Below are 13,458 nucleotides of genomic sequence, written 5' to 3'. Positions count from 1 at the left end.
TTTAGCCGCGGGCGGGGATCTGCACGGCCACGAAGGCGCTCTGGCCTTCGCGGATGATGCGCAACGCCACCGCCGCGCCCGGCTCGCGGCCGGCCTCGCGGATCGCGGTCGCGACCTGGTTCACATCCGCCACGTCGCGGCTACCCACGCCCACGATCACGTCGCCTTCGCGCAGGCCGGCCTCGGCGGCCGGGCTGTCCGGGCGGACGCCCGCGACCACCGCGCCGCTCGCGCCGTCCGGAAGGTTGAGCGCCTGCCGGGCCCGCGCATCGATCGGGGCCAGCGCCACGCCCACCGGGCCGCCGCGCTGCTCCTCACGCTCGCCGCGCTGGCCGGGCTTGCCGCCGCGGGCGCTGCTGCCGTCGCCGTCCTGCAGCGTGGCGAGGGTCACGGAGACATCGCGGCTCTGGCCGTCGCGCTGCACGGTCAGCTGCACGGTGCTGCCCGGGCGGCTGTCGCCGATGAGGCGGGCCAGGTCACGCGGGTTGGTGACCGACGTCTCGCCGACCTTGGTCACCACGTCGCCGGGGCGCAGGCCGCCGCGGGCGGCGGGGCTGTTCGCCTGGATCTCGCCGACCAGGGCGCCCTCGGGGCGCGGCAGGCGCATGGCGCGGGCCAGGGCCGGCGTCAGGTTCTGCGTCGTGGCGCCGAGGAAGCCGCGCTCCACATGGCCGTTGGTCTCGATCTGCGTCACCACCTGGCGAACCATGTTGGACGGGATGGCGAAGCCGATGCCGACCGAGCCGCCGGAGGGCGAGAAGATGGCCGTGTTCACGCCGATCACCGAGCCATCCAGCGCGAAGAGCGGGCCGCCCGAGTTGCCGCTGTTGATCGAGGCGTCGATCTGCAGGAAGTCGTCATAGGGACCCTGGCCGATGTTGCGGCCGCGCGCCGAGACGACGCCCGTGGTCACCGTGCCGCCCAGGCCGAAGGGGTTGCCCATGGCCACCACCCAGTCGCCGACGCGGGCATGCGCGCTGTCACCGAGCTCGAGGAAGGGCAGGGGAGCGCCGGCCTCGACCTTCAGCACGGCGATGTCGGTGCGGGCGTCGCGGCCGACGACGCGGGCCGGCAGCTCACGGCCGTCCTCCAGCGTCACGGTCACGGTGCCGGCATCGCGGACCACGTGGTTGTTGGTCACGATGGTGCCGTCGGCCTTCACCACGAAGCCCGAGCCGAGGGCCCGGCCGCCGCGCTGCTGCTGCTGGTCGCCGCCCTGCTGGCCGAAGAAGCGGCGGAACATCTGGTCCTGCTCGCTGCCCTCGGGGAAGGGCGAGCGGCCGGAGGCATTGGCCACGCGCTCGGTCGCGGTGATGGTCACGACGGCGGGGCGGACGCGGTCCACGAGATCGGCGAAGCCGGGCAGGGCCACGGCCTGGCGGGTGACGGGGGCGGGGTTGATCGGCTGGGCGCTCTGCGCGCCGGCCGAACCGTCCCAGAAGGCCAGGCCGCCGAGGACGGTGCCGGCCATGAGCACGGCGGCGAAGCCGGCGCGGCGGCGGCGGGTGCTGGGGGTGGAGGTGTTGGTCATGAGGCGTCTCCGATCAGGGGATGGCCGGTCCGGCCGTGTTGATGGACGGAGCATCGCCCCCCGACGCTGGAGGCGACCGGGACCGATCATGACAGGTTTGTCAGAGTTCTGGGGGGCAGGCGCATCGATGGCGGCTGCGTGGCCCCTACCCGGCGATGAAGTCGCGAAGGGTGGAGAAGACCCGCTCCGGCGCGTCGGCATGGAGGACGTGCCCGCACCGGGCGATCCGCTCAAAGCGGACGAGATGGGGCGGTAGGCACCGCATGAGCTCCTCGCCGAACGCAATCGGCATGATCGGATCTTCCTCCCCGGCCATCACGAGCGTTGGACAGGAGATTCGCGACAGCGCGTCCCGGTAGTCTAGGCGCCCCTGCTCGTGGTCGGGGCCGTTGAAGTGCAGCGCCACCTCGGTCTTGAGGATCGCCCGGCCGAATGCTGCGTTCGGCACCGCCGGGAAGCGGTAGAGCGGCAGGCAGTGCTCGAAGTAGCGGGCGCGGCTCTCCGCGGTCGGATGGGTCCAGTAGCTCCGGGCGACGGCCTCGGCCTCCGGCCCTCCCCGGCGCCTGAAAGCCTCGAAGATGGCCGGATAGCTGACCTTCGCGGCCGTGCTCATGAGGATCAGCCCGCCCGGATGATCGGGGTATCGGGTGGCGTAGGCCTGCGCCACGTAGCCCCCAAAGGAGAGGCCGCAGACGATCGGCCTGACGACGCCCAGCGCGTCGCAGAGCGCCTTCACATCCTCGCCCCATTGATCGAGGTTCCAGCTTGCCGGATCGGAGCCGCTGCTGCGCCCGTTGCCGCGATGGTCGTAGTAGACGACCTGGGCGACGTCGGTGAGGGCGGAGAAGGCCGGCTTGAACCCGGTGTGGTCGAAGCCCGGCCCGCCATGGAGGAGGAGGAGCACTGGCTTCTCCCGCATCCCGGCGCCATCGGGGACCAGCCCTGGATTCTCCACATCCACGTAAAGACGAGCGCCGTTCACCTCGACAAGCATGGCATCCTCCGGTTCCAGGGCGTCTTCAAATCCGCGAAGGCCGCCCCCGCCCGGCCACGTCCGGGGCGCTGGCGTCCGAGGTCAGGGCGAATCGGGCCCTGAGGCCCCTTCCTCCGGCGCCGTCCTCGAGCGTCAGGGCGCCGTCATGCGCCCGTGCCGCCGCCGCCACGAGGGCGAGGCCGAGGCCCGTGCCTGGCGTGGAGCGGCTGCGGTCCAGCCGGTGGAAGCGGCGGACTGCCGCCGCGCGCTCCTCGGCCGGGATGCCGGGGCCGTCATCCTCCACCTCGATGACGGGGCCCGGGCACAGCCGCAGCACGACCTGCGAGCCGCCATGATGCACAGCGTTCTCGATGAGGTTCACGGCCGCCTGCTGCAGCAGCGCCGCGTCGCCCTGCAGCGCGATCCCGGGCGCGATCTCCGTCTTCAGGGTCTTGCCGGCCTCCTCGGCGACGGGCGCATAGATCTCCGCGCAGCTCTCCACCAGCGCCGAGAGATCCACGAGGGAGAATCCTTCCCGCAGCACGCCGCTTTCCGCGCGGGCGATGCGCAGCAGGGCCGAGAAGCTGGCCAGCACGCTGTCGAGCTCGGCCAGCGCGCGCTCCAGCACCTCGGCGTCGTTCTCGGCCTCGCGCGGGCCGGCCAGCGCGCCCTCGAGGAGCTGGCGCAGGCGGGAAAGGGGGCTGCGCAGGTCGTGCGCGATGTCGTCCGTCACCTGGCGCTGGGCGATCATCAGCGCCTCGATCCGGCCCAGCAGCGCGTTGAAGGTCTCGGTCAGCCGGTCGAATTCGTCGCCGCGGCCGCTGAGCGGCAGGCGGCGCGTGAGGTCGCCGCCCATCACGTCGCGCGCCGCATCGGTGGCGGAGGCCAGGCGGCGCTCCATCCGTGCCGCGCCCACGAAGCCCAGCAGCAGCGCCAGCAGCGCCGCCGCGCCGCCCGCGATGGGCGCGGCCCAGGCCAGGGCCGTCGCATCCGCGTTCAGGGGCGTGAGGTCCGCCGCGACGAGCAGCGTCGCCCCGCTCGGCAGCGTGCCGCCGAGGACGCGCAGGCTCGGCCGCTCGCCCGTGCCGGGGAGATTGGCGAAGCCGCGCAGCGGCGGCGGGGCCTGGGGCATGCGCCCCGCCATGATGCGGCCGTCCGGCGTCAGCAGGGCGACGAAGAGCGGGCCGCGGCGGCGGGCGTAGTTCTCCACTGCCGTCGCCAGCCCGCGCAGGCCGAAATCCTCGTATTCGCGGACGAAGCCCTCGGCCTCGGCGGCGATGGTGATGTCGAGCTGGCGGCGCAGCGCCGTCTCGGCCTGCCACCACACCCAGCCCGAGCTCAGCAGCGAGAGGACGAGCATCACCGCCGCCGAGGCGGTGGCCACCCGCAGCGCGAAGCTGGAAAGGTGCCTCACACCTCGACATTCCCGGGGGCGGAAAGCGCGTAGCCCGCCCCGCGCACCGTGCGGATCATCGGTGCCTCGCCGGGCAGGTCGAGCTTCTTGCGCAGCCGGCTGACATGGACGTCGACGACGTTGGTGGTGGGATCGAAGGAGAAGTCCCAGACCTTCTCCAGCAGCATGGTGCGGGTGATGACCTCGCCCGGATGGCGCATCAGGAATTCCAGCAGCCGCCATTCGGTGGGCAGCAGGTCGAGCTTGCGCGCGCCGCGGGTTGCCACGCGCTGCAGCAGATCCATGCGCAGCTCGCCGAGGCTCAGCGCCGATTGCTCGGCCGGGGGGCCGGCGGGGCGGCGGGCCAGGGCGCGGATGCGCGCGCGCAGCTCGGCGAAGGCGAAGGGCTTCGCCAGATAGTCGTCCGCCCCGGCTTCCAGGCCTTCGACACGCTTCTCCACCTCGCCCAGCGCGGTGAGCATCAGCACCGGCGTGGTGATGCCGGCGAGGCGGATGGCGCGGATGATGGAGAGGCCGTCCGGCCCCGGCAGCATGCGGTCCGTCACGATCACGTCGAAGGGCTCGTTCATCGCGAGGAACATGCCGTCGCGCCCGTTATTGGCATGGTCCACGACATGGCCTTCCTCGCGGAGGCCCTTGGCGACGTAGGCGGCGGTGGTCTCGTCGTCCTCGATCAGGAGGAGGCGCATGCAATCCCGGGCGGCTGTTGACCGCCGCAGCCTGACACGGATCGGGAGGCGGAGACAGCGCGATCGGCCGCGATCTGCGGCGGGGGTGATTCCGCCCGGAAGGATCACGCCCTAACTTCCGCCCGAATCAGGAGGAACGAGATGCAAGACCCGATCGACGCGACCCATCTGCCGCAGGGGGTGCGCGCCCGCATGCTGCGCAACGTCAACGGCCTCGACATGCATGTGCTGGAGGCGGGCGAGGCCGGACGGCCGCTGCTGCTGCTGCTGCACGGCTTCCCCGAGCTCGCCTATTCCTGGCGCCGCGTCATGCGGCCGCTGGCGGAGGCGGGCTATCACGTCGTCGCCCCCGACCAGCGCGGCTATGGCCGCACCACCGGCTGGACCGCCGCCTTCGACGGCGAGATCCAGAGCTTCGGCCCGCTGAACTACGTGCGCGACGCCACGGCGCTCGTGGCGGCGCTGGGTTACGACGAGGCCGCCTGCGTGATCGGCCACGACTTCGGCTCGCCCGTCGCCGGCAATTGCGCGCTTTCGCGGCCGGACGTCTTCCGCTCGGTGGTGCTGATGAGCGCGCCCTATGGCGGCCCGCGCCCCTGGCCGAAGGGCGAGCAGGCGCGGCCGGAAGCCGTAGCGGGCCTGGCCTCGGGCGGGATGAACGAGGCGCTGGCCCGGCTCGATCCGCCGCGCAAGCACTACCAGTGGTACTATTCGACGCGCGACGCCAACGAGAACATGTGGCACGCGAAGCAGGGCCTCGCGAACTTCATCCGCGCCTACTACCACCACAAGAGCGCGGATTGGGCGGCGAACAAGCCCTATCGCCTCGCCGGATGGGAAGCGTCCGAGCTCGCGAAGATGCCGACCTACTACATCATGCCGCAGGACCTCGGCATGGCGGAGACGGTCGCCGCCGAGATGCCCGATGCCGCCGCCATTGCCGCCAATAACTGGCTGCCCGAGGCGGCGCTGGCCGTCTATGCCGAGGAGTACGGCCGCACCGGCTTCCAGGGCGGGCTGCAGGCCTATCGCTGCACGACCAGCGGGCTGGTGGCGGCCGAGATGCGGCTCTTCGCCGGCAAGCGGATCGAGGTGCCCTCCTGCTACATCGCCGGCGCCAGCGACTGGGGCGTGTACCAGAAGCCCGGCGATTTCGAGGCGATGCAGAACACTGCCTGCGCCGATCTGCGCGGCGTCCATCTGGTGCCGGGCGCGGGCCATTGGGTGCAGCAGGAGCAGCCGGAAGTGACCGTGGATCTCCTGCTCGATTTCCTGCGCGGCACGGCGGCGAAGCAGAAGTCGGAGCGCTCCGACTGAGAAGCGCTCCGGTATCCGGCGCGGCTGGCCCTCAGTCGCGCCGGATCAGCGCCGTCGGGTAGAAGCGCCCGTCCTGCCGGCCGCCTTCGAGGAGGTAGCGGCCGGGCAGCTCGACCCGTACGGGATCGGCCGGCGCATCCGCCTCCGCGTCCCAGGCGGGCCGCAGGGGGCGGCCGTCCATGCCGGTCACCGGCACGCCGAGCAGGTGCAGCAGCGTCGGCACCACGTCGGTCAGGTCCGCCATGGCCTGGACCGTCGCGCCGATGCGGAAGGGACCGCCCTCGAAGCCCATGACCGTCGCGAGCTCGCGGCGATGCAGCCCGCCATGCATGCCGCCGCCCTCCGGCACGTCGCCCGCGTCGAAGGGGGCGATGCCGGGCAGGCCGAACTGGTCGGGCCCTTCCTCGCCGGCGAAGAGAAGGACGAGGTCGGCCGAGCGAGCGTGATCGGCATTGAGCAGCGCGAGCGGGGAAACGCGCCCCGGCAGGATCGAGGGATCATTGGCCAGCAGCGCGCCGAACCAATCCTGCCGCTCCAGCCAGTCCGCCACCTGCGGCGCGAGGGACTTGTCGCGCAGCCAGATTCCCGGCGCGCCGGCGGGGGCCACGGTGATGTCGGTGCCGCCGTCGCTGGCGGGCAGGCCGGCCTCCGCCATGAGCTTCGCGACGGAGATCTTCCGCGGCCCGGTCACATGGCCGTGGTCGGAAAGCACCACGAGGCCGATCTCGCCGGCATCGGGCTGCGCGTCGCGCCAAGCCACGATCTTCTCCACGCAGGCATCGGCCTCGGCCACGGCCAGCCGCGTCTCGGCGGCGTCCAGCCCGCGATAATGGAAGGACACGTCGGGCTCGGGGCACCAGAAGAGCGCCACATCCGGCCTCAGCTCCGGCAGCACGAATTCGGTCAGCACGCGGCAGGCGTGGCGCGACCGCGCGAGATTGGGCACGGCGGCCGGCGGCGTGGGGCCGACCCGCGCGGCGGCGGCCTTGGCGTCGGGCGTGTCGGTATCCGCCGCATTCCAGCGGAACTGGCCGAGGCGCTGCGCGGCCGGATGCGCCACCAGGGTCTGGCCGGGCGTGCCCGCGGAGACGATGGCGAAGCTGCGGCCCGCAGCGGCCAGGCGCTCGCCGATGGTCAGGCGCTGCAGCGGCGATTCCCGCCCGGCGGAAAGGGTGAGGAAATCGGCCGGTTCCTTGGTCCGCAGCAGGCGGTCCGGTGCCAGGGCCGCGTCGAAGACGGTGTTGCCCACCATGCCGTGCGAGGCCGGGCGGCATCCCGTCACCAGCGAGGGCGTGGCCACGCGGGTCTCGCTCGGGAAGACGCTGCGCGCCTCGGCGAAGCGCGTGCCGCGGGCGAGCAGCGCCGAGAGCGCGGGCATGCGCGCCGGGGTCACCAGATCGGGTCGAAGCCCGTCGAGCACGATCATCACGAAACGCATGCGGCCTCACAAATTCCAGAGCGGGGCGCAGGATGACGGTCTGACCTTTGGCTGTCATGAGGCGAAAAGATGAAGACTAGCGCGAATCCCGAAGTCATGCTGAAAACAGGAATAAATGTATTGGTGTTTTTTTGTCGGTTGATGAAAATCAACCGGGCATTTTAACGCGAAAGGGGACGGGGCAGATTGGAGCGAGAAATCGCAAATCTCATGAAGGCGTGCGGCCTTCGTGATTTTCGCTACATCGCCTTTCCGCCGGCCGTTTTCGACGAGCTGACCGAGAGCGCCGCGAAAATCGGTGAAGAAAGCGTTCCCAGTCAAGCCATTGCCGATATCGAGACGCCCACCTCCCGGGGCGACGTCTCGATCGACGTGGCGGTGGACAACGCCCGACTGACGCATTCTTCTGAAGAAGCGACCGCTCCGCCGTCCTCCCTTTCGGGCGAGCGTGAGGCTGTGCCTCGCTTCGTTTCTCCGCCGACCTGGTCGGCGCCCGCCGCGCCCCTTCCATCGTCAAAGCCAAGACGAGGCATGCGGCTGCTGGAAGAATTGGCGTCGACAGCCCCGCCTGTGTCGCCTCATCTCTCATCCTCGCCTCCTCGGCACGCCCGCCCTTCGCCCCCGTCAGGGCCGCCCACGGAAGGCTCGCGCCGCTTCGCTCTCCTCGACGACATCGCGAGCCAAGACCGCCCACGCCGGGAGCGCACTGGCCGCCAAAAACCGGTCGATCCCGTATGATTTACCCATGCCGCTGATTGCCTTCGCATCCCCCAAGGGCGGGGTAGGAAAGACCACCGTCTCGGCCCATATGGCGGCGATCCTGGCGAGGCGGGGTCATCAGGTCATCGCGATCGACCTCGATCCTCAGAACGCCCTTCGAATGCACCTCGGGGTGCCTATGCGCGAGGAGGGTGGCTTCCTCTGTGATCTGGAATCCCGCCCGAATTGGCGGGACTGCCTGGTCGAGACGCCATCGGGCGTGAAGCTGCTGCCCTTTGGCCCGCAGGATCCGCTGCGCGCCCTCGAGCTCAGCGTCGCGCTCATGCAGGATCCATCCCTCCTTGCAGAGCCGGTGCGCGACATGCTCGCGACGCCGGGGCAGATCGTGATCATCGACAGCCCGCCAGGGCCGAACGCCGGTCTGACCGCCATCACCTCGATGTTGGACCTGATGGTCCTGATCCTCCTGGCCGACGGCGGAAGCGCCGCGATCATCCCGCAGATTGCGAGCAACCGCTTTCTCGGACGCGGAACCTTGGCCAGCCGCATGGCCGACCGCGGCGTGGTGATCCTCAATCAGGTGGATGCAGCCGAGCCCCTCTCGGATGCGGTTCTCGATATGGCGCAGGCCACGCTCGGGAAACGGCTGATCGGCGCGATCTGCCGTGATCAGGGCCTTGCCGAAGCACTCGCCGATCGAAGCATGCTTCTCGATGGCGAGGAGGGGGCTGGCGAGGATTTCCAGCTGCTTGCCGATGCGCTGGTCGCGCGGCTCCGGCTCACCAAACCGGAGCGTCCTGGCTACCGGGGCCTGTTCGAATGGAGGCGTCCGTGAGCCATGAACGCTTTTCCGAAATCCTGCAGACCTTTCCGGGCCCCGCCTCGCGATGGACACGGATCAAGCGCAGCCTGGCTATTCTGCTCGGTTTCATCGGAGCCTTCTTCTTCGTCACCGCCCCCATGGGGGAGATGGGGCAGGTCTGGCTGACCCTCGGTGGGATTGCGCTCTTCCTGATCCTGAACCGCAATCCGTCGCGCAAGGTCGGGCTGATCCTGGCCGTGATCTCGGTGTCCGTCAGCACGCGCTACCTCTTCTGGCGTGCGACCGAGACCCTGGAATTCGACGGCTTCCTGCAGACGCTCCTCGGCATGTCGCTCTTCGCGGCGGAGCTCTACGCCGCCGCGCTGATGACGCTTTCCTATATCCAGACCACCTATCCGCTGAATCGCAAGCCAGTGCCCCTGCCTGCCGACCCTGACCAGTGGCCAACGGTGGATGTCTATATCCCCACCTATAACGAGAGCCTCGACCTGGTGCAGCCGACCGTGCTGGCGGCGATGAACATGGATTACCCGCGCGACAAGCTGAACGTCTGGATCCTGGACGATGGCCGACGCCCGGAATTCCGGGACTTCGCGGAGCAGGCTGGCTGCGGCTACATCACCCGCCCCGACAATAAGGGCGCCAAGGCCGGCAACCTGAATCATGCGATGCGCCATACGGATGGCGAGTACATCGCCATCTTCGATTGCGACCACGCGCCCACCCGCGCCTTCCTTCAGCTTACCCTTGGTTGGCTCGAGCGCGACAAGCGTCTCGCGCTCGTCCAGACGCCCCACCATTTCTATTCGCCTGATCCTTTCGAACGGAATCTCGCCCGCCAGCGGCAGGTCCCCAATGAAGGGTTGCTCTTCTATGGCGTGATCCAGCAGGGCTCAGACCTCTGGAATGCCTCCTTCTTCTGTGGCTCCTGCGCGGTTCTCCGCCGTGAAGCGCTGGAGGAGGTCGGTGGCGTGCCTCATGAGACCGTCACCGAGGACTGCCATTGCGCCCTCAAGATGCAGCAGAAGGGTTGGCACACCGCTTATCTGCGCCTCCCGCTGGCGGCAGGCCTCGCGACTGAGCGGCTGGCCCTGCACATCGGCCAGCGCCTGCGCTGGGGCCGCGGGATGCTGCAGATCATGCGCACGGAGAACACGCTCTTCGCGCCCGGTCTGAAATGGGCCCAGCGCTTCTGCTATTTCATTGCCGGCTTCGGCTTCCTCTTCGCGTTGCCACGGGTGATCTTCCTGATTTCACCATTGGCCTTCCTGTTCTTCGGCCAGACCGTGATCGCTGCCTCGCCGCTGGCCATCATCGCCTATGCCGGCGGTCATATGTTCCACGCGGTCGGAACGACGGCGCGGCTGAACGGTCGTCATCGACACTCTTTCTGGTCCGAGATCTACGAGGCTTCCCTCGCGGTACCGCTGCTGCCGGTGACCTTGCTCACCCTGCTCGACCCCAAGAAGGGCAAGTTCAATGTGACCGATAAGGGCGGCATCCTGGAGGCGGGCTACCTCGATTTCCGCGCGGTGCTGCCGAACCTGATCATGTTGGTCCTTCTGGCGACGGGCTTTGCCATCGGCGTTTGGGGTACGCTGACGACCGAAGTCGGGACGCTCGAGAACAACGCCTATCTGCTCAATTCCATTTGGGCTGGCCTGTGCCTCATCCCCCTTTCAGCCAGCGTGGCGGTCGGGCGGGAGCGTGAGCAGTCGCGCATGCGGGCTCGCGTGGAGGCCGACGTGACGGGCCACCTGGTCCTCCCTAATGGGGAGCGGCTGCCCGCCCGCAGCACCAACATCTCGCTCTCCGGTGCACGCATGATCGTGACGGATCCTGCGGTGGGCGTGGCGGAGGGCGACCAGATCGCTGTCGCTTTCGATACGGGGGGCGAAGTCGTGGATCTGAAGGCGGAGGTGATCCGCTGGGACGGACAGGAGGTCTACCTCCGGTTTCTGGGAGAAAGTCTCGCGGAGGCCTCTGCCATCGTGCGCGTCTTTTTCGGCCGGCCCGATGCCTGGCTTTACTGGGACCACTGGCCCAAGGACAAACCATTGCGTTCGCTGCTCACCGTCGTCCTCTCCACGGCTGACGCCGTGTTCCGCAAGTATCGCTTCGGCATCCTGCGGGCGGCCACGCCGGCCGCAGCCCGGACGGCGCCGAAGCAATCCGCCCGCGCTTCCGATGTCCTGGCACCCCGGCGCCAACGGCCACTGCAGCCTGTGGCGGGTCTGGTGCTTGCCGCCTGGCTGGCAGTGGCTCCGCCCGCTGCGGCGCAACGCTTCGACGACGGCCTACCCACCGGCCAGGCGACGACGCCCGTTCCGGCTCCGCCGCCGGCCGAGGCCCCATTGTCGGAGGAACTGCCGCCGGGCGCCCGGATCGTGACGCGAACCTTGCGTGAGCTTGGACTGTCAGGTCCCATGCAGTTGCGTGGCCTCTCAGATCTCCAGGGGGTCCTCTTCGGCCTGCGTGGCGACGAGGTCGTGACCCAGGCTCGGCTGCGGGTGGCCGGCGGCGGCTCGCCGCAGCTCATTCCCAATCTGAGCCAGATTGCCGTCACCCTGAACGAGCAGCATGTCGGCACGATCCAGATGGACAGTGCGCGTCAGAATTTCGGGCCCATGGAGTTTCCGCTGGACCCGCTCTTCTTCGCGGAAGTCAATCGACTCAATTTCCGGCTCGCCGGCCGCTACACCACCGAGTGCAACGATCCACTCTCCAATCTGCTTTGGGCCAACGTCTCCGATCTTTCGACCGTCGAGATGCGCATCGAGCGCCTGCCGCCCCAGCGCGACCTCGCGCGGCTGCCGGAACCTCTCTTCGATCGTCGGGTGCTGCAGGGCATCGTCACGCTGCCCATGGTGCTGCCGGAGCAGCTCGGAACCGTTGGCCTGCGGGCCGCCGCCATCGCAGCATCCTGGTTCGGCGTGCAGGCTTCCTACCGCGGTGCCACTTTCCCGGTCTCCCGCGGCCTTCCCGAGCGCGGCGATGCCATTGTGATCGCCGTGGGCGCGGATGCCATACCGGGTGTCACGATCCCACGTGTCGAAGGGCCGACGGTGGCGCTGTTGCCCCATCCGACGGATGCCTTCGGCACGCTGCTGGTGCTCGCGGGCCGAACCGAGGCCGAGGCCGTGGCTGCGGCACAGGCGATGGTTGCTGCCCGTACCGCGCTCTCGGGCGATGTGGCCCGGGTGGTCGCACCGTCGATCCCCGGCCGCCAGCCCTATGATGCGCCTCGTTGGATCCGCACCGATGGCCCGGTCGCGCTGGGAGGGCTGGTCTCGCGCGAAGACCTACAGGCCCAAGGCTTCGCCGCTGGCCCGATCCGCGTGCCGCTGCACACCGCGCCCGACCTGCTGACCTGGCGCGGGAGGGGCTTTCCGCTCCAGCTTGCCTATCGCGCACCTCCGGGGCCGGTGCTCGACGTGGCCACCTCTCGCCTCGATGTGGCGGTTTCCGGGGTTTATCTCCGGTCCTTCCGTCTCGCCGATCCGGAGTTCTTTCCGCCCGCAACCGCTGCCTGGGAATGGGTGGCGGGACATCTGGGCCTCGGCGGGGATGGCGTTCGCCACGGCCGGGTGGCCATCCCGCCCTACAACATTCTCGGCCGCAACGAATTGCAGCTCCGCTTCGACATGCGTCCGCTGAGCCGCAACGAATGCGTGGGCGTGCCCACCGATGTCCGCGCATCGATCGACCCCGACAGCACCGTCGATCTGAGCCGGGCCTACCGTCATGCGAAGATGCCGAACCTCGGTTTCTTCGCCTCGTCGGGCTTTCCCTTCACGCGAATGGCGGACCTGTCGCAAACGGCGATCGTCCTGCCTGAGCGTCCAGGCACGGTTGAACTGACGGCTTTTCTTGACGTCGTGGGGCAGCTGGCGGCCACCGTCGGCCTCGCCTCGACGGGTATCCAGGTGGTGACACCGGCCGGGCTGCAATCCGTTGCCGCACGGGATCTCCTGGTGGTCGGGACATTCAGCGGCCAGCCGGCCCTCGGCACCCTGATGCGCGACACGCCGATCCGCATCGAGAACGAACGCCTGACGCTTGCGCTGCCCGATGCCCTCATGGACGTCCGTGCCGCCCTGATCGGTGGTCCGACCGGTGCCGAGCGAGGGCGCGCCAGCGTCGCGCTGGGCGAGAGCGGGGAAGGGATGGCGGCGATGATGGGTGCCGAGAGCCCGCTGCAGGCGGGTCGCTCCATCGTGGCGCTGACGGGCGTGACGCCGGCCGCCGTCTCGCAGCTGGTCGCCTCCCTGCGCGATCCCGACCTTGCGCCGCGTATCCAAGGGGATCTAGCGATCCTGGCGGGAGGACGCATCGAGAGTTTCAGCACCGGCCAACCCTATTCGGTCGGCGAGTTGCCCTGGTGGCTGCGGCCCCAGCTTTGGCTGGCGGAGCGGCCGGAACGCATGCTGCTGCTGCTCCTGGGCTCAGCAATGCTGATTGGCTTGCCGTTCTTCTGGATGATGCGCCGGCGATCGCTTGCACGGTTGCGTGGGCGGACACCGTCGTGAAACTGTTCCGGGTGGGGAATTGAA

The 13,458-nt window shown here is 69.4% G+C and carries 9 protein-coding genes; 4 read left to right on the top strand and 5 right to left on the bottom strand.

From position 1 onward, the window contains the following. Position 1 precedes the first annotated feature (1 nt). The 4 genes from KHU32_RS21770 to KHU32_RS21755 form a co-directional block, all read right to left on the bottom strand. Entirely contained in the window at positions 2 to 1,531 is a 1,530-nt protein-coding gene (locus tag KHU32_RS21770; RefSeq protein WP_213672278.1) for a Do family serine endopeptidase, read from the bottom strand. 145 nt (positions 1,532 to 1,676) lie between these two features. Continuing rightward, positions 1,677 to 2,525 (bottom strand): alpha/beta fold hydrolase, encoded by an 849-nt coding sequence (locus KHU32_RS21765; RefSeq protein ID WP_213672277.1) that lies wholly within the window; start codon positions 2,523 to 2,525, stop codon positions 1,677 to 1,679. 25 nt (positions 2,526 to 2,550) lie between these two features. Further along, complete coding sequence (locus tag KHU32_RS23505) at positions 2,551 to 3,918, bottom strand: sensor histidine kinase (protein ID WP_213672276.1); 1,368 nt, start codon at positions 3,916 to 3,918, stop codon at positions 2,551 to 2,553. After that, positions 3,915 to 4,607, bottom strand: a complete 693-nt coding sequence (locus tag KHU32_RS21755) for a winged helix-turn-helix domain-containing protein (protein WP_213672275.1) — start codon at positions 4,605 to 4,607, stop codon at positions 3,915 to 3,917. Before KHU32_RS21755 ends, KHU32_RS23505 begins: the two co-directional genes overlap by 4 nt. A gap of 141 nt (positions 4,608 to 4,748) precedes the next feature. Here KHU32_RS21755 and KHU32_RS21750 point away from each other — a divergent pair, with 141 nt between their 5' ends. Beyond that, positions 4,749 to 5,924: an alpha/beta hydrolase gene (locus KHU32_RS21750; protein ID WP_213672274.1), complete on the top strand. Its 1,176-nt coding sequence runs from the start codon at positions 4,749 to 4,751 to the stop codon at positions 5,922 to 5,924. Between the two features lie 31 nt (positions 5,925 to 5,955). Here KHU32_RS21750 and KHU32_RS21745 read toward each other — a convergent pair whose 3' ends face one another. Then, positions 5,956 to 7,362: an alkaline phosphatase family protein gene (locus KHU32_RS21745; protein ID WP_213672273.1), complete on the bottom strand. Its 1,407-nt coding sequence runs from the start codon at positions 7,360 to 7,362 to the stop codon at positions 5,956 to 5,958. Between the two features lie 186 nt (positions 7,363 to 7,548). Between KHU32_RS21745 and KHU32_RS21740 the strand changes: the two genes are divergently transcribed. Genes KHU32_RS21740 through bcsA form a run of 3 tightly spaced genes read left to right on the top strand, consistent with a single transcriptional unit; the run spans position 7,549 to position 13,434 of the window. Further along, entirely contained in the window at positions 7,549 to 8,100 is a 552-nt protein-coding gene (locus tag KHU32_RS21740) for a hypothetical protein (RefSeq protein ID WP_213672272.1), read from the top strand. 7 nt (positions 8,101 to 8,107) lie between these two features. Next, positions 8,108 to 8,917, top strand: coding sequence for a cellulose synthase operon protein YhjQ/BcsQ (locus tag KHU32_RS21735; protein ID WP_213672271.1), 810 nt, complete (start codon positions 8,108 to 8,110; stop codon positions 8,915 to 8,917). Continuing rightward, positions 8,914 to 13,434, top strand: coding sequence for a UDP-forming cellulose synthase catalytic subunit (gene bcsA / locus KHU32_RS21730; protein WP_213672270.1), 4,521 nt, complete (start codon positions 8,914 to 8,916; stop codon positions 13,432 to 13,434). Before KHU32_RS21735 ends, bcsA begins: the two co-directional genes overlap by 4 nt. Positions 13,435 to 13,458: the final 24 nt, after the last annotated feature.

The organism is Roseococcus pinisoli (assembly GCF_018413645.1).
GTDB classification, from domain to species: Bacteria; Pseudomonadota; Alphaproteobacteria; order Acetobacterales; family Acetobacteraceae; genus Roseococcus; species Roseococcus pinisoli.
This window is presented reverse-complemented; position numbering and strand designations above follow the sequence as displayed.